This window comes from Hymenobacter coalescens (assembly GCF_054783195.1).
Genome location: NZ_BAAGRA010000021.1, coordinates 38811 through 54292, shown reverse-complemented (window position 1 = coordinate 54292; position 15482 = coordinate 38811). Strand labels below are relative to the sequence as shown.

Genomic DNA, 15482 nt, shown 5'->3' with positions numbered 1-15482 from the left:
AATTAAGCGTATATGGCTATTGGTATTACTTGTATAACAGGTGCTTCTATTTCAGTAATAAATTCAGAGTCTTTTAGGCCGTGCTGACTCATGCTTTGAAAGCCTGAAAACATCTCTTTAAGAGCAGTGTTTGTAAACCTGCTAAGAGTTGTTTTTCTTAAAAGGTTTATTGATTGATTTGAGCCTTCTTTTATAATCCTGGTTGTTTTCCCAAGTACAAAGAACTCTCCATCTGCAATATCAGATAGGGAAGGATCGTTTAGATACTCTCTATCTATAGTTATAACTGCATTGAATGTTTCGTTCACCGAATCGCCTATCAGATCGATGCTACCTTCGTTTTTTAATTGCTTAACAAGATGATCAAACTGCTCTAATTTCTTGATGTTTTTGTTTGTTTCATTCTTTTGTTGCTTTGGCTGCATTGAATCTTCTGTAAAACCTAATGCAAGTCGAAAAATTGACACTAAACTCTCTAAGTCGTCTATAATTGGGTTTTTTCGGAGCTTTGCTTTAAACAGAACAAAATCACCGGTCGTGGATTCTAATATTCTGTCCTTTACTATTAATTCTCTATTGTCTAACGAGGATTGCATTCTAGCAAAAAGAGAATTTGGGGTATGGACTTTTTGAGTTTCGGATGATAGTTCGCTGGTGTTTTTATTTTGATTATTTTTTTCTCCTTCTAATTTCACCCCTAGGAAGGCGAATACATTGCTTAGTCCAACTTCTCCTCTGGCCTTTTGCGAAGAGTCTGCAGCCGATGATTCTGTAGTTTTCATTGTATGCATTTGGCTAAAACCATCTTCAATGATGGCTAGTATGTCGAATACATATTTTTGATTCAAGTACAAAATGATTGGGTATTTCATGGGGCTGCCTTGATATGATATTGTTGTTTATTAATTACTCTACTACCTCGCGGCAGGCCCGATACAAATCCTTCCACCCGTCGCGCTCCTTCACCACGGTTTCCAGGTACTCCAGCCACACCACGCGGTCCTGCACGGGGTCTTTCACCACGGCGCCGGTGAGGCCAGCGGCCAGGTCGGCGGCCTGCAGGGTACCGTCGCCAAAGTAGGCGGCCAGGGCCAGGCCGCTGTTGAGCACCGAAATGGCCTCGCCGGTGCTCAGGGTGCCGCTGGGGCTTTTGAGCTTGGTTTTGCCGTTTTCGGTTACGCCCGAGCGCAGCTCCCGGAAGATGGTCACCAGCCGGCTGATCTGCTCCAGGGCCGCCGTGGTGGGCGGCAGCTGCAGGGCCCGGCCGGTTTTTTCCACCCGCGAATGCACGATCTGTACTTCCTCGGCCACCGACGTGGGCAGGGGCAGTACCACGGTGTTGAAGCGGCGGCGCAGGGCGCTGCTCAGCTCGTTCACGCCTTTGTCGCGGTCGTTGGCGGTGGCAATGACGTTGAAGCCGCGCGTGGCCTGGATTTCGGTGGCCAGTTCCGGCACGGGCAGCACTTTCTCCGAGAGCACCGTGATGAGCGTGTCCTGCACGTCGGAGGGGATGCGCGTCAGCTCTTCCACCCGCACCAGCGCGCCTTCCTGCATGCCTTTGAGCAGGGGCGAGGGCACCAGCGCCGCCGCCGAGGGCCCTTCGGCAATCAGGCGGGCGTAGTTCCAGGAGTAGCGGATGGCGTCCTCCGAGGTGCCGGCCGTACCCTGAATCAGCAGGTTGGAGTGCCCGCTGATGGCGGCCGTCAGGTGCTCCGACACCCAGCTTTTGGCCGTGCCGGGCACGCCCAGCAGCAGCAGGGCGCGGTCGGTGGCCAGGGTGGCCACGGCTATTTCCATCAGCCGCCGCTGCCCGATGTACTTGGGCTCGATGGCGAAGCCGTTGTCCAGGGTGCCGCCGAGCAGGTAGGTGACCACGGCCCAGGGTGAGAGAATCCAGCCCGGCGGCTTGGGCCGGTCGTCGGCGGCGCGCAGGGCAGCTAGCTCTTCGGCGTACTGCACCTCGGCGTGCGGGCGCAGGATGTGGTCGGGGTTGGGCGTGGCAGACATGGCGGAGAAGAGGGATAAAGCAGAAAAGGAGCGCAGCGGGCAGTCCGCGGATTCGGGTGTGTAGACAGGGGCTGAAAAGCAGCTCCCGGGCTCAGCCTAAAGGTAGCTGCGCCGGCCTGGGTTCAGGCCGCTGCTTGACTTGCCCGCCCGCCGCAGGTCAGCTGTCCAGGCCGGGCGGCTCGGTGAAGGTCGCGGCCAGCTGCCGGCGAAAATAGAGCGTGTCGAGCAGGTTGTTGATGGCGTAGTTGAGGCTGGTTTCCGTTTCGCGCAGCGGGTTCAGCGCCTCGGCGCAGGCCGCGTACTGCTCGGGCGCCACGGCCTGCTGCATGTGGCTCAGCAGCTGCCCGAGGCGGTAGTGCACGGCGTTGCGTGCCGCGCCGATGGGCACCGCCAGCGTGTTGTCGATGAGGCGCAGCGCCTGAGTCGTCAGCGCGGCGGACCACGGACCGGGCAGGTTCAGCAGCAGCGGCAGCCAGCGCGGCTCGGGCTGGGTGAGCCGCGGCTGCGCTGGCAGCTGGGCCAGCACCAGCTGCTGCAGCTCTGCAAGTGGCAGCAGCTGGTGCAACTCCGATAGGGGCAGCGGCGGCACGGCCTCCTGCTCCAGCTGCAAGCTGAGGTAGGCCCGGGCCCACTCCGGGTCCGGGTGCAGCAGCAGGGCGTGGCGCCAGGCCGTGAGCAACAGGGCCGCCCACTCCCTGTCGGCGGCCAAGGCCAGCAGCTGCGCGGGCGGCATACCCAGGTGGGCCGACCATCGCGCCGGCGGAATCAGGGCCAGCAGCTGCCCCAGCCAGGCGGCTTTTTCGCCGGCGAAGCGGGCATCCTTCGGCTCGATGCCCTCGGTTAGCCAGGCCGGGTCCCAGGCCTCGGGCAGCGTGACTTCCAGCCGCGGCGAGGCAGCCGGGGCACCGCTGCGGCGGAGATAGGCCTGGGCCCGCTGCCAGAGGCGCTCCACCAGGGCGTTGCCAGGCGTACGCACCAGCAGGCTCGCCGCTTGCTGGCGCACGTCCTTGCTTTTCGAGGCCAGCAACGGCTCCAGCAGGGGCGCGTCGGCCGCTTCCAAGTGGTCGGTCAGGGTACTGAGCAGCTCCGCCTGCTGCTTCGCCGACTCCTGCGGCAGGGTGGCCGCGAGCATCGCCCGGGCCCGGGTGGGGTCCTGGCGGTGCAGGGCCCGCAGGTAGTCGCGGCGCTGGGCGGGCTTGCCGGTTTCCCAACTGGCTTCGTCGCGGGCGGCGGCCAGCAGCGGCGCCCAGGCGGGGTTTTGCCGGGCCAGCCAGCGGCCCCGCTCGCCCAGCACAGCCGCCGCGCTGTCGCGCAGCTCGGGGCGGCCTTCCACGTAGTCGAGCAGGGCAATCAGCTGGCGGTGCGGCACGCGGCGGCCGTGCCAGGCTACCTGCGCCAGGAAGTCGGGCAGCACGTCGACGTAGCTGCCGTCGAGCAGCTGCCGTAGCGCGTCTTGGCCGGGTTGGCTGAGCGCCGGCTGGGTTTCGGCCGGGGCTGGTTCGGGGCCGGCGCTGCCCGTGGTCGGGGCCGCGTAGCCGGCCTTGCGCACCAGCCCCAGCGCGCCGGCCGTGGCCAGCACCTGGGCTTCGCGGGGGGCACCAGCGGCTCCGGGCAGTTCGGCCAGCGCGGGCACCGGCTCCCCGCTTTGCCGGGTGCCCAACAGCGCTACGCGCAGCAGTTGTTGCCAGTCGGATGGAACGTTCATGCAGAGGGTACGGTGGGACCGGGGGCCCCGGTGCAGGTGATGGGCAGCAGCGTGCGGCCGTCCCACTCACCAAAAATGGTAATGGGGTAGCCGCCGCTCAAGGCCAGCAGCTCCCAGCCGAAGGTGCTGTCGGGGTGCAGCGACAGCTGCTGGCCGCTGGTCGCGTGGTGCATCTCCACTTGGTCGCTCGGGGCCCGCAGTACCGGCACCAAGCCGCTGATGGTGGCGGGCCATTCGCGCAGCCACGGCAGCTGGCCCAGGGCAGCCGCGTACGCGTCGAGCAGCTCGGCGGGCGATTCGCCGGGCGGCAGCCGGTCGTGGTCCATGCCCGTGAAGGTCCAGTCGGCGGCCACGGCGGCACGCAGGGGCAGGGTGCCGGGGTAATAGGCCAAGCTGCCGCGGTACAGCCCAAAAGCCACCAGCGGGGTGGCAAAGGCTTGGCCACCGAAGGCGTATTCCAGCACCAGGGCGTAGCGGCCAGTGCCAGTGCCCCACAGCCAGGAGCGACGTACCTGCAGGCGCTCCTCTTCCAGGGTTACCTGGCCCACCACCAGCCAGGTGTCGGCCAAGGCGGGCTGGCGCGTGAGCACCTCGTCCTTTTTCACCGTGACGCCCACCAGCTGCAGCACGTCGGCGCGGCGGGCGGCGGGCAACGCGTCGAGGCGGCGGAAGGCCTGGGCCAGCAGGTACAGCTCCCCAAGGCGGGCCAGTAGCCGCTCGGGCCAGTCGGCCCCGCTATGGCGCAGGGCCGGTAGCTCGCGCAGGATGGCCGCCAGCCCCGGCAGCTGGTCGTCGACGAGGCGGGCGGCGGGCTGCTCCCAAAACGAAGCCGGCTGCTTTTCGACCTGCGCCAGGCCCGCGCCGACCACGTCGTGCAGCCAGGTGAGCAACTCGGCCGCACCGTGCTGCATGCGCTCCAGGCGGGCCGGGGCCACCGACAGCCCCACTGCCAGCTCCGTATCCAAGGCTTCGGCAGCGGCTGGCTCCGCGGCGGCTGGGGGCGCTGGGACCTTTGTGGCGGCTTTTTCCTGGCTTTGCTGGCGTTTTTCGAGCCACTCCGCCAGCCAGCCCGGCGGGGCCGCGGCGGCCAGCAGCTGGGGCTGCCGCGCCAGCAGTAGCAGCAGGCCCGCGCCGTGCTTGCACGGAAACACCCGGCTCGGGCAGGAGCACTTAAAGGCTGGCCCGCTGAAGTCGATGCCGACCAGGTAGGGCTTGGCACCGCTGCCGGCGCACTCGCCCCAGGCGGCTTCGGCGGAGCGGCCCAGCCCGCCCCAGCGGGCGGGGCCGGCCAGCTCCAGGCCGCGCTTCAGCGTGCCGGCGTCGGGTATCAGGGCGCGGGCCTGGTCTTCGGTCCACATGCGGCGTGAGCGGGGATTGGCGGAGGAAAGGAAAGCGGCTGGCAAGTTAGCCGCGGCCGGGAAACGGGCGCGCCGGCTCAGGCCGAAAACTCGTGGCCGCAGTTCTGGCAGCGGTGCAGGGTGGTGCCGGCGTAAAACAGGCGCTTGTACCAGGGCTGCTGGGCTTCCGGCTCGGGCCATACCTGGTAGGAGCCGCAGCGGGGGCAGCGCACGGCGGCGCGCTCGGTGCGCTGCTGCTCAAACTCCTGCACGATGGTCCGCGCCGCCTCCACGTCTTCTTCCTCCACGAGCAGCCGGAAGTACAGGCCGTCGCCAAAGGGCAGGGTGGCCGGGCCGTAATTCTTCACCAGGCTCACCACGCCCGCCTCGTCGTGCAGGCGGCGGTACAGGCCCACGGCCTCGGTGTACGTCAGGTATTCGGCGGCGGCTACGAGCATCAGGAGGGTAAAGGTAGCGCGTGCAAGGCTGCGGAGCCGGGCGACACAGCCGCCCCGGCGCTACCGGCGCGTGGTGCGGCGGGCCGGAGCGGCCTGGAGCCGGCTGCGCAGGCGCGCCACGTACACCAGCAGGCCCAGGCTGAGGGCAGCCAGCGCGGTGGCCAGCAGCTGGGGCGTGGTGCGGCCCTGCTGGGCTTCCTGGGCGGCAGCTTCGGCCTCGCGCAGCTTTTTCTCCCGCTGCTTGTCGCGCAGCTCCAGGTTGGCAATCTGGTTTTCAAGGTCGTAGAAGCGCTGCCGGGTGGAGGTCTGGTCGGTCTGGGCCACGGTCACCTGCTGCTCGGCCTGCCGCTTCTGGGCCACGATGGTGGCGGTGCGGCGCAGCTCGGTGGACTTCAGGGCCTGCACGATTTCGGTGTCCTTGCGAATGATGCCCTTGAGCGCGTCCACCACTTCCTGCAAATCCTTTTTGGAGGGCTTGTTGGCAAACAGCGCGTTGCGCTGGGCGCTGGCTTCCTCGTAGGCGCGGATGAGCTGGTCGCGCTCCTGAATCAGGCGCGGCAGTGGGTCGTCGGGGGGCGCGGGGGTGGGCGTCTGGGCGAGCAAGGGCAACGCCAGCGCGCAACTCAAAGCTGTCAGGACAAAGGGTTTCAGCCGGGAAGCACGTTTGTGAAGCAACTGGGCAAGCATAAAAAGCAGGGAAAGGCAGGAAAAAATCAGCGCGCAGCCGGGCTCGGATGAGCTGGCCAAAAAGCGTATCTCTGCGTTATGAAACGACTGCTATACGCTTCTGTGTGCGTGGGGGCCGGACTGCTGACGGCCTGTGCAAGCAACAAACCGGCCACGAGCAGGAGCGGCACCGCCGCGCCGCGCATCAGCGGCGGCAACAACGCGCCGCAAAGCTATTATGATCGGGCGCAGCAAAACGTGTCGCCTTTTGTCGTGCTGGAGGTTAGCGACGACGCCAGCTACGGCGTGACCGAGCAAAAGCCGGTGTGCGTAGGCGGTATGAAGGACGGCCGCGGCGTGCGCAACGAGCAGCGCTACCTCAACGCCCTGCGCGGCCCCGCCGGGGAAGCCATCCGCTACCGGCGACTGGGAAGCTGCTGCCACTGCAAGACGCCCAATTCCGAGCTGAAAGTTGGACTGCTGGACGTATACGAGCTGACCTGGGAGGGCGGCCGGCCGGTGACGGTGTACATCAATGCCTACGACGAGGCGCCGTTGCGGGCGCCCAAGGGCCTGAACGTCATCCAGCCGTAGCTCCTCAGGCCGCCTCCGTGGCCTGCTGCCGTGCCTTGCCCACGCGCGGCTTCTTGTAGAACAGCAGAATCAGGATGGGGAGCAGCGTCAGCTCGGCCACCACCCCGAACAGCAGGGTCAGGCCGATGAGCAGGCCCACGTAAAACGTGCCGTCGAAGGAGGAAAACAGCAGGGTGCTGAAGCCGCCCACCAGAATCAGCGACGTGACGATAACGGCCTTGCCCGCCAGCCGGTAGGTGTGGCTCACGGCCCGCTTCACGGTGGGCTCCTTGCCCAGCATCAGCCGCAGCTTGCTGATGAAGTGGATGGTGTCGTCGACGGCAATGCCGAAGGCGATGGTGAAGATGATGCTGGTGCTCACCTTCATGGGCACCCCGCACAGGCCCATCACCCCGCCCACCACCACGATGGGGAGCAGGTTCGGAATGAGCACCACCGGCACCATGCGCGCCGAGCGAAACAGGGCCAGCACGATGAGCGTGACCATCAGCACGTCGACGCCGATGCCCACGAGCATGTCGCGCGTCAGGTTCTGGTTGTTTTTGTCGATGAGCAGGGCCGAGCCGGTCTGGCGCGTGCGCAGCACCGACGCGTCGGTATGCGTGCGTAGAAAGGCCTGCAGGCCCTGGTTCAGGCCGGCCACCGTCACGCTGCCCGGGTCGGGCATGCGGCCGGTTAGGCGGCCTTCGCGGCCGGTTTCCACGGCCAGGGCCCGAAACTCGGGCTTGCGCCGGAACGGGCGCATGCGGCGCAGCAGCCGCTGCAGCTCGGCCTCGGAAGCGGGCAGGCGGTACTCCTCCAGCGCGCCGCCGTTCAGCGCCTTGCGCACCGATTTGACCACCGTCACGGGCGAGGCCACGAAGCGCAGACCGTACTGCTGCTGCAGGTAGTGCTCGATTTCCTCGGTTTCGCGGAGCACCGCCAGGTCGTACACCGAGCGGCCACCCTGCGGCAGCAGGTGCAGCTCAAAGGGGCGCACGCCGGCAAACTGCCGCTCGAAGAAGCGGAAGTCCAGCTGCACCGGGTCGTCGTCGGCCAGGTCGTCGAGCAGCCGCGACTCGATGCGCACCCGCGAGGCGGCCGTGAGCCCGCCCACCAGCAGCAGCGCGGCGCCGGCCAAGATCCAGCGGCGGCGCACCAGCACCAGCCGCAGCAGGCGCGTGAGCGGCCCGTCCCAGCTGCGCCCGGCCCCGAAGCGCTGCTGCGGCCGCGGCAGCAGCACCAGCAGCGCGGGCAGCAGCGTAAACGTGAGGGCGTAGGCAATGAGCACGGCCAGCCCGGTGTACAGGCCGAAGTTGTGAATGGGTCGGATGTGGCTGGTGGTGAGCGTAAAAAAGCCCAGCGAAGTGGTCAGCGCCGACAGGCCCGAACCGAACATGGACTCGCGCATGCTGATGCGCAGCGCCGGCACGGTGTCGGTGCCCTCGCCGGTTTCCGTGACGTAGCGCGTGAGCAGGTGCACCGAATCGGCAATGCCCACCACGCACATCATTACCGGCAGCAGGGCCGTCATCAGGTCGATGCCCGCGCCCGACCAGCCCACCAGCGCCAGCCCGCCGATGGTGGCGCCGGCCACGACCGTGAGCGGCAGCACCACGCCCCACCAGGCCCGGAACGTGAGCCAGAGCAGGCCCATCACCAGCACCACCGACAGGGACACGAACACGGTCATTTCCACCTGCAGGCGGTCTACGAACACCGACTGCGCCACCATCTTGCCGCCCAGGTGCACCTGCTCTTCGCGGAAGCCCAGGCGGCGCAGCTCGCCGCGCAGGGCCGCCATCAGCGTGTCGCCGGGCGGTTTTTTCAGGTCGGGCGTGGTTTGCAGCAGCACCGTCACGGCGCGCGCGTCGGGCGCGAAGAGGTTGCCCACGAGGCCGGGCGTGCGGTAGATCAGGCTGGAGTCCTGGGCGCGCGAAGCAGCGCGGCCGAGGCTGTCGAGGTGCAGGTAAGGAATGTTGAACACGCCCAGGCCCTCCACCACCGGGTTGGCCGCGGTGGTCGGGGAAAGCACGTGGAGCACGTTGGCCTGCCGCTGCGCGAAGCGCGTGAGCGTGTCCACGCGCCGGGCAAAGCCGGCGTCGAACACGGTGCGGCCGGCGGGCGCTTCCAGGCCCAGCAGCACGTAGTCGTTGTCGTTGCCAAAGCGCTGGGTGTAGTCCTGGTAATAGGCCAGGTCCGGGTCGCCGGTGGGGTAGAAGTCGTTGAAATTGTAGTTGAAGCGCAGGCGGGCAAGGCCGGTGAGGGCCACCGCGCCGAGCACGAACAGCACGACCAGGGTGAGGTAGCTTAGGGAACGGGGATTCGGCACGCGGTGGGGCTCAAATGAACCGGCCCAAGTGTCGCACAGGTTGTGTATTTTGGGGCCGGCGCTGAGCCAACCACCCGTTTCCCGCTTTTGTTTCCTCTTCTCATTTTCCGCCCCATGAAAAACGCCCTGCTCGCCTTAGCCCTGGTTGCCTTCGTCGGCACCGCTTCCGCCCACGACAACGACGGCAAAAAAGGCAAGAAAGCCGCCAAAAAAGAGCATTGCTCGACCGAGATGAAGGCCAGCTGCGCTTCGAAAGGGGCTACTGCCGGCACGCCTTCGTGCTGCATGAAGAAGGGCGCCACGGCTTCGGCTACCAGCGCCACGCCGGCTGCTGCCCAACCGGCCGCCGCGCCGGCCGCGGCCCAGTAAGCTTCTGGCTAGCCCGGTACGCACAGCGCCCCGCATCAAGCCGATGCGGGGCGCTGTGGTGTTTTATAGGAAGTAGTGCGCCGGGAAACTACCGGCTGCGGAAGTCGGCAATGGCGCCCTCGCAGATCCAGTTGGCCAGGGCCTGCCGGTTTTGGGGCAGCACGAAGCGGCGCTGGTCCTTGCTGTTGCGGATGTTGCCCAGCTCGATGAAAACGGTGGGTGCGTGGCTGTTGCGCACCACGTACAGGCTGGTGCGCGGCGACACCGTGCCCACGTAGGGGCGGTTGGGCTGGTAGCGGGCGTAGCGTGTGGTAAACGTCTGGTGAATGTTCTTGGCCAGGCGCAGGCCCACGGCGCTCTGCTCGTGGTGGTAGAAAAACACATCGGTGGTGGCGCCGGCCGAGCGGCTGTCGATGTGAATGGTAATCATGCGCTGGTACGTTTTGCGGCCATAGCGCCCGTGCAGGCGGTTGATGGCGTTGACGTACTGGCGCAGGCGCGCCACGTGGCCCAGCGGAATGGTCAGGTTGGGGTGCGTCAGCTCGTCGTTGTCCATCTTCAGCACGCCCTCGTCGCGGATACCGTCGTTGGGGTCCTGCACGATCATGTGTACTGTGGCGCCGTGCTCCATCATCACCCGGGCCAAGCGCAGGGTCACGTCGTAGGCGTACTCGTCTTCGGCCAGCTTGGCGTTGCCGTACTGGCCCACCGCGCCGGGGTCGGGGCCGCCGTGGCCCGACATGAGGTAGAACACGGTCCCGCGCAGCGCCTGGCTGCTCACGCCGGGCCGGCCGTATTTGCCGAAGAGCAGCGCGGTGCTGCCGCTGCGCCCCGCCACCGCTTTCACTTTCTCACCCGACGCCGCCGTTGGCCGCGTCCCGGTTTTCCTGGCGCTGGTGCGCGCCGCCCGCTGGGCCGCCGATTTGCGCGCCGGTAGACGGTAGGTTTTGCCGGCCCGCAGGCTGTTGCGCGGTCCAAGCAACGGTTTGTTGAGAGCTACGAACTCTCGCTCGTACAGCCTGGGATTCAGGCCGTGGCGCACCAGCAGCGTGGAAATGACGTCGCCGCGCCGCGGTACTACTTTGCGATATTGCTGGCTAAACGCTACAACCGGAACAAGCAGAAGAAAGAGCAGAAGTAGGCGCAAGGCGGCGGGGAGTCGGGTGAAAACGGAACGTAGGGTAGCTGGATAAGGGGGGATGCAGGCGAACGAACCTTTGATCGAAGCAAAGAGCTGGATACCTATAGCCAGGTATTACCGCAAAAGTAGTGTGCAGAGTTGCTGCGCGAAGTATACCAACCGGTCCTTGGACAGAAAATACCTAACAGCTTCCGGCCATTGAGCAAATGTGGGTAACTGGCTGCTGGTAGAACGCATGGCCGGGCTGACCGATACCCTGAGCTCAACGCTTCTGCCAAGGTAACCCGGCCCGCCCGCGCTACTTCTTAAAATACGCCAGCAGCTCCGGCTTGTAGGAACTGCCGATGGGGATGTAAGAACCATCGGCCAGCACCAGATGCTCGGGTTGCAGCAGCTTGATGTGGGCCGCGGCCACGATAAAGGACCGGTGCGTCCGCACAAACGGCGCGCCCAGCACCTCGCTCATTTCCTTCATGGTCTGGTGCAGCAGGTAGGTTTTGGCGGGCGTCACGATCTTGACGTAGTCCTTGCAGCCTTCCACGTACACCACCTCGCGGTGCGGCACCTTCAGCAGACCGCGCAGATCTTTTATCAATAGGTATTTTTCCTCGGGCTGCGCCGCCGCCGGACCCGCCAGCGGGTAGCGGGCCGTGGCCTTGAGAAACCGTTCGTAACTGAACGGCTTGAGCAGGTAGTCCAGCACTTCCAGCTCGAAGCCCTCCACGGCGTATTCGCGGTAGGCCGTGGTTAGGATGGTTTTGGGCGGGTTTTTCAAGCCTTTCAGAAACTGCAGGCCGGTGATGAGCGGCATTTCGATGTCCAGAAACAGCAAATCCACCGGGTGCTGCAGCAGGTGCTCGTGGGCTTCCATGGCGTTGCGGCACTTGCCGGCCAGGGAAAAGCCCGGCGTCTGCTGGATAAACTGCGTGAGCACCTGGTGAGCCAGCGGCTCGTCGTCGACGATAAGGCAGCGCACGGGCGCGGGCGGAGGGGTCATTGGGGAAGCTGAAGCGTGAGCTGGGCCCGGTAGCGGCCGGCCTGCTCCGTAATGAGCAGCTCGTGGGCATTGGGGTAGTACAAGTTTAGGCGCTGGCGGATGTTGCGCAAGCCGATGCCGCCGCTGCGCCGGGCCGGGGCCGGTGGCGGCGCGGGCAGCATGTCGTTTTCGATGGTGAAGCAAAGCTGGCCGGGCGCGGTGGTGAGCGTTGCCTCCACCGCAGCCTGGTCGGCGAGGTGGTGGCGGCCGTGCTTGAAGCTGTTTTCGACCAGCGGCAGCAGCAGCAGGGGCGGCACCTGGATAGGCGCGTCGGTGCCGGCCAGGGTGGCCAAGGAGATGCGCGCGCCGGGGTACTTGCGCTGCTCCATCTCGAAGTAGTTTTCCAGAAACGCTACCTCCTCCACCAGCGGCACCGCGGCTTTGCCGCTGTCGTAGAGCACGTAGCGCATCAGCTCCGACAGGAGCAGGATGAAGCGCGGCGTTTCGGGCGAGCCAGCCAGGCTCAGGCCGTAGATGCTGTTGAGGGTGTTCAACAGGAAATGCGGCTGCAGCTGGGCTTTGAGCTGCTCCATCTGCAGCTGCAGGTGGTCCTGCTCCAGCTGGTGGCGCCGGGCCTCGTTGTCGAAGGCAATGCGCACGAACGCCACGCAGCTAAAGGCCATGACGTCGGTGGCCAGCACGGCCAGCTGCGGGTTGGCCGCCGACAGCAGGTGGCGCAGGCCGGGCTGGTAGTACGACTCGTAGAAGTCCAGCAGCACCGGCGGCTCGGCAACGAGCCGGAAGACCGCCGCCGCCAGGAAAGTGCCCAGCTTGATGCCCCACCACAGGTAAAGCACCGAGCTGACGGCCAGCAGCGCGTACCAGCCCTTGCGTACCAGCGTGGGCAGCAGCCAGCGGTAATAGGGCACGATGTAGAGCGTGGCCGCCAGCGTGAACAGGATCAGCTGGGGGTAGGGGAAGTTGGTGCGCGCAACGCGGTGCAGGCTGGTGGCCTGCTCCAGGTAGAACAGGCCGTACTTGTAGATGACGACGTAGAGCGACCAAATCAGCAGCTCGAACACGAGCGGGAAACGGCTGCGCCGCAACGCGGGGGAGGAGGAATGCATGCCCGCAAGTTGGCGGCTTTGGGGCGGATGCGGCGTCGGAGGAGGGCGTTTTTTCGACAAACGGGGGTGTTTTTTCGACCAAAAAACCGGGGCGCAGAATTGGTCGGGCCGGGCCTTGGCTTGGTCTAATAAAGCTGGTTTGGGGCCCTGGGGGGTGGTTGTTTTGCATCGTTCCCCGTCGGCAAACGGCGGCGGGCTGCCTTCACCGATATCCTTCCCCAACCGACCATGAAACCCGCCTTCCGCTCCCTGCTGCTCGCCGCCACCGTCGGCGCCGCCACGCCCCTCGCCGCCGCTGCCCAACCCGCACCCACCACCCAGGCGGCCCGGCCCAGCGCCCCCATTACCGGCTCGGTAGCCGACAGCCTCACCCGCCAGGCGCTGCCCTTCGCCACCGTGGTGCTGCACAGCGCCGCCGACAGCAAAGCCGTGCTGAGCACTGTGAGCAGCGAGCAGGGCCGCTTCGTGTTTGAAGCGGTAGCCGCCGGCGAGTACCTGCTGACGGTGCAGTACCTGGGCTACCGCCGTGCGGTGCCGGTGGCCGTGGCGGCCGGCGGCGGCCCGGTAGCGGTGCTGCTAGCCCCCGACCAAAAGCTGCTGAAGGGAGTGACGGTAACGGGCGCCAAGGCCTTCATCGAGCCGCACGCCGACAAGCTGGTGCTCAACGTGGCCGCCAGCCCGCTGGCCGCCGGCGGCACAGCCGCCGAGGTGCTGGCGCGGGCGCCGGGCGTGCTGGAGCAGGGCAGCGGCTACGCGCTGCGCGGCAAAAACGTGGTGGTGCTCCTCGACGGCAAGTACACCAACCTGAGCGGGGAAGAGCTGAAAAGCATGCTGGCCGCCATGCCCGCCAACGCCATCGACAAAGTGGAAGTCATGGCCAACCCCTCGGCCAAATACGACGCGCAGGGCGGGGCCGTCATCAACATCGTGAGCACCAAAAGCAAAAACTACGGCACCAACGGTACCCTGACGGCGGGCCTGGGCACGGGCCGGCACCTGCGCTACAACGGCGGCCTGAGCCTGAACCACCGCACCCAGAAGCTGAACGTGTACGGCGGCTACGACCACCTCGCCAGCCGGCCCTACAACCGCCTGCACACCACGCGCGCCCTGACCAGCGACGTGCGGCTCCAGGAAAGCACCTACGCCACGCGCCGGCTGCACAGCAACTCCTTCCGGTTTGGCGCGGACTACGACCTGAGCCCGCGCAGCTCCATGGGCGTGCTGGTGAAGGGCCTGCTGAACTACCGCGACCAACGCGGCACTACCCGCAGCGCCCTGGTGAGCGGTGCCAGTCCGCTGCAGACGGCGCAGGTAACCACCGACGGCCGCGCCCAAATCGGCAGCCCGGCCGTGAACCTGTACTTTAAAACCAAGCTGGACAGCCTCGGCAAGAAGACGCTGACCCTCAATGCCGACTACTTCGGCTACGCCAAGGACTGGCACAACGACTACGTAACCCGCACCTTCGATGCGACGGGCGCCGAAACCGGCCCCGCCCGCCTGCTGCGCGACCAGTCCCCGGCCCGCAACGCGGTGAAATCGGCCTCGGCCGACTACGCGCAGCCGCTGCACGGGGGCACGCTGGAAGCCGGCCTGAAAACCACCTTCACCAGCACCGACAACGACATTCGCTGGGAGCAGGCCACCGCCGGCCAGCCCTGGCAGCTGGACCCGGGCAAGACCAACCGCTTCATCTACCGCGAAAACATCAACGCGGCCTACGCCAGCTACGCCCGGCCGGTGCGCCCGAAGCTGAACCTGCAGCTGGGCCTGCGCGCCGAGCAAACCAACACCGTGGGCACCTCCCGCACCCTGGATATGACCACCCGCCGCAGCTACCTGAACCTGTTTCCGAGCGTGGCGGTGCAGTACACCAAATCCGAAGCGCACCAGCTGGGGCTGGCTTACCGCCGCAAGATTGACCGGTTTCAGTTCGGCATCGTCAACCCCTTCGTCACCTACATCAGCCAGTACAGCTACGCCCAGGGCAACCCCAACATCCGCCCGTCTTACTCGCACAACTTCGAGCTGAGCCACACCTACAAGGGCATGCTCTCCACGGCCCTCAGCTACGGCCACCACACCAGCGTGCTAATGGAAACCTTCCGCCCGCAGGCCGGCACCGACGTCGTCATCAACTCCTACCAGAACTTCCGCAGCGCCGAAACCCTGGACGGCAGCCTTACCCTGATGAAGCCGCTGCTGGGCGGCAAATGGTCGACAGTAACCACGCTGGGCGTCACGTTTGCGCAGCTGAACGCGGGCAGCGGCCTGGGCGCCGCCCGTCCCTCGGGCTTGCTTTCCACCAACCACACCCTGGCCCTGCCCAAAGGCTTCAAAGCGGAAGTGTCGGGCATGTACATGTCGCCGATGACCTTCGGGGGGCTGGCCTTTAAGTCGCGGTACCAAGCCGGTTTCGGGGTGTCGAAGCCCGTGCTGAAGAACGCCGGCACGCTCACGCTGAACGTTTCGGATGTGTTCAACACCCAGCGCAACCGCTACGAAGTGCTGGCCTACGGGGTACGCTCCCACAACACAGGCAAAGCCGAAAGCCGCTTTGTGCGCCTGAACTTCAGCTACAAGTTTGGCAACCGCAACGTGAAGGCCAGCAAACGCCGCGACACCGGCGTCGAAGCCGAAAAGGGCCGCATGGAAACCAACTAGCCGGCGCCTGCAAACGCCTCCTCGTCCTGTTGAGCGAAGCCGCACCGCAGGCCAGCCACCCAATGCATCACGGGGAGCGTGTTGGTACCGAAAAGAGTACGCCGGATTCGGGGCAGTCGCCGGT

Annotated in this window: 13 protein-coding genes; 3 read left to right on the top strand and 10 right to left on the bottom strand. The window is 65.6% G+C overall.

The window, feature by feature from the left end; all coding sequences use genetic code 11:
* Positions 1-2: 2 nt before the first annotated feature.
* The 6 genes from ACYVKQ_RS19420 to ACYVKQ_RS19395 form a co-directional block, all read right to left on the bottom strand.
* The gene (locus ACYVKQ_RS19420; protein WP_460677016.1) at positions 3-872 is read right to left on the bottom strand and encodes a DUF6414 family protein; all 870 of its coding nucleotides are present in this window, start codon (positions 870-872) and stop codon (positions 3-5) included.
* A 34-nt stretch (positions 873-906) separates the two neighbouring features.
* Positions 907-2007, bottom strand: a complete 1101-nt coding sequence (locus ACYVKQ_RS19415) for an ATP-binding protein (protein WP_460677015.1) — start codon at positions 2005-2007, stop codon at positions 907-909.
* Between the two features lie 157 nt (positions 2008-2164).
* A complete protein-coding gene (locus ACYVKQ_RS19410; RefSeq protein ID WP_460677014.1) occupies positions 2165-3712 on the bottom strand; it encodes a DUF5691 domain-containing protein in 1548 nt (515 codons plus the stop codon).
* On the bottom strand, positions 3709-5070 hold the full coding sequence (locus tag ACYVKQ_RS19405; RefSeq protein ID WP_460677013.1) for a hypothetical protein: 1362 nt from the start codon (positions 5068-5070) through the stop codon (positions 3709-3711). Before ACYVKQ_RS19405 ends, ACYVKQ_RS19410 begins: the two co-directional genes overlap by 4 nt.
* 77 nt (positions 5071-5147) lie before the next feature.
* Complete coding sequence (locus tag ACYVKQ_RS19400) at positions 5148-5507, bottom strand: putative signal transducing protein (RefSeq protein WP_460677012.1); 360 nt, start codon at positions 5505-5507, stop codon at positions 5148-5150.
* A 60-nt stretch (positions 5508-5567) separates the two neighbouring features.
* Complete coding sequence (locus tag ACYVKQ_RS19395) at positions 5568-6134, bottom strand: hypothetical protein (protein ID WP_460677011.1); 567 nt, start codon at positions 6132-6134, stop codon at positions 5568-5570.
* A gap of 138 nt (positions 6135-6272) precedes the next feature.
* Here ACYVKQ_RS19395 and ACYVKQ_RS19390 point away from each other — a divergent pair, with 138 nt between their 5' ends.
* Positions 6273-6767 (top strand): hypothetical protein, encoded by a 495-nt coding sequence (locus ACYVKQ_RS19390; RefSeq protein ID WP_460677010.1) that lies wholly within the window; start codon positions 6273-6275, stop codon positions 6765-6767.
* Positions 6768-6771: 4 nt separating this feature from the next.
* On the opposite strand, the gene ACYVKQ_RS19385 is transcribed toward ACYVKQ_RS19390, so the two are convergent.
* Positions 6772-9078, bottom strand: a complete 2307-nt coding sequence (locus ACYVKQ_RS19385) for an efflux RND transporter permease subunit (protein WP_460677009.1) — start codon at positions 9076-9078, stop codon at positions 6772-6774.
* A 114-nt stretch (positions 9079-9192) separates the two neighbouring features.
* Here ACYVKQ_RS19385 and ACYVKQ_RS19380 point away from each other — a divergent pair, with 114 nt between their 5' ends.
* Positions 9193-9447 (top strand): hypothetical protein, encoded by a 255-nt coding sequence (locus tag ACYVKQ_RS19380; RefSeq protein ID WP_460677008.1) that lies wholly within the window; start codon positions 9193-9195, stop codon positions 9445-9447.
* Between the two features lie 88 nt (positions 9448-9535).
* Here the strand turns inward: ACYVKQ_RS19380 and ACYVKQ_RS19375 are convergent, their stop codons facing one another.
* The 3 genes from ACYVKQ_RS19375 to ACYVKQ_RS19365 form a co-directional block, all read right to left on the bottom strand.
* Positions 9536-10594, bottom strand: coding sequence for an N-acetylmuramoyl-L-alanine amidase family protein (locus ACYVKQ_RS19375; RefSeq protein ID WP_460677007.1), 1059 nt, complete (start codon positions 10592-10594; stop codon positions 9536-9538).
* 292 nt (positions 10595-10886) lie between these two features.
* A complete protein-coding gene (locus tag ACYVKQ_RS19370; protein WP_460677006.1) occupies positions 10887-11585 on the bottom strand; it encodes a LytR/AlgR family response regulator transcription factor in 699 nt (232 codons plus the stop codon).
* Entirely contained in the window at positions 11582-12691 is a 1110-nt protein-coding gene (locus ACYVKQ_RS19365) for a sensor histidine kinase (RefSeq protein ID WP_460677005.1), read from the bottom strand. Before ACYVKQ_RS19365 ends, ACYVKQ_RS19370 begins: the two co-directional genes overlap by 4 nt.
* Positions 12692-12919: 228 nt before the next feature.
* Between ACYVKQ_RS19365 and ACYVKQ_RS19360 the strand changes: the two genes are divergently transcribed.
* Positions 12920-15358 (top strand): TonB-dependent receptor, encoded by a 2439-nt coding sequence (locus ACYVKQ_RS19360; protein ID WP_460677004.1) that lies wholly within the window; start codon positions 12920-12922, stop codon positions 15356-15358.
* The last annotated feature ends 124 nt before the right edge of the window (positions 15359-15482 follow it).

What these genes read in the sequence shown, in the direction of transcription:
- ACYVKQ_RS19420 (WP_460677016.1), bottom strand. Translation starts at nt 872, where the DNA reads ATGAAATACCCAATCATTTTGTACTTGAATCAAAAATATGTATTCGAC.
- ACYVKQ_RS19415 (WP_460677015.1), bottom strand. Translation starts at nt 2,007, where the DNA reads ATGTCTGCCACGCCCAACCCCGACCACATCCTGCGCCCGCACGCCGAG.
- ACYVKQ_RS19410 (WP_460677014.1), bottom strand. Translation starts at nt 3,712, where the DNA reads ATGAACGTTCCATCCGACTGGCAACAACTGCTGCGCGTAGCGCTGTTG.
- ACYVKQ_RS19405 (WP_460677013.1), bottom strand. Translation starts at nt 5,070, where the DNA reads ATGTGGACCGAAGACCAGGCCCGCGCCCTGATACCCGACGCCGGCACG.
- ACYVKQ_RS19400 (WP_460677012.1), bottom strand. Translation starts at nt 5,507, where the DNA reads ATGCTCGTAGCCGCCGCCGAATACCTGACGTACACCGAGGCCGTGGGC.
- ACYVKQ_RS19390 (WP_460677010.1), top strand. Translation starts at nt 6,273, where the DNA reads ATGAAACGACTGCTATACGCTTCTGTGTGCGTGGGGGCCGGACTGCTG.
- ACYVKQ_RS19380 (WP_460677008.1), top strand. Translation starts at nt 9,193, where the DNA reads ATGAAAAACGCCCTGCTCGCCTTAGCCCTGGTTGCCTTCGTCGGCACC.
- ACYVKQ_RS19370 (WP_460677006.1), bottom strand. Translation starts at nt 11,585, where the DNA reads ATGACCCCTCCGCCCGCGCCCGTGCGCTGCCTTATCGTCGACGACGAG.
- ACYVKQ_RS19365 (WP_460677005.1), bottom strand. Translation starts at nt 12,691, where the DNA reads ATGCATTCCTCCTCCCCCGCGTTGCGGCGCAGCCGTTTCCCGCTCGTG.
- ACYVKQ_RS19360 (WP_460677004.1), top strand. Translation starts at nt 12,920, where the DNA reads ATGAAACCCGCCTTCCGCTCCCTGCTGCTCGCCGCCACCGTCGGCGCC.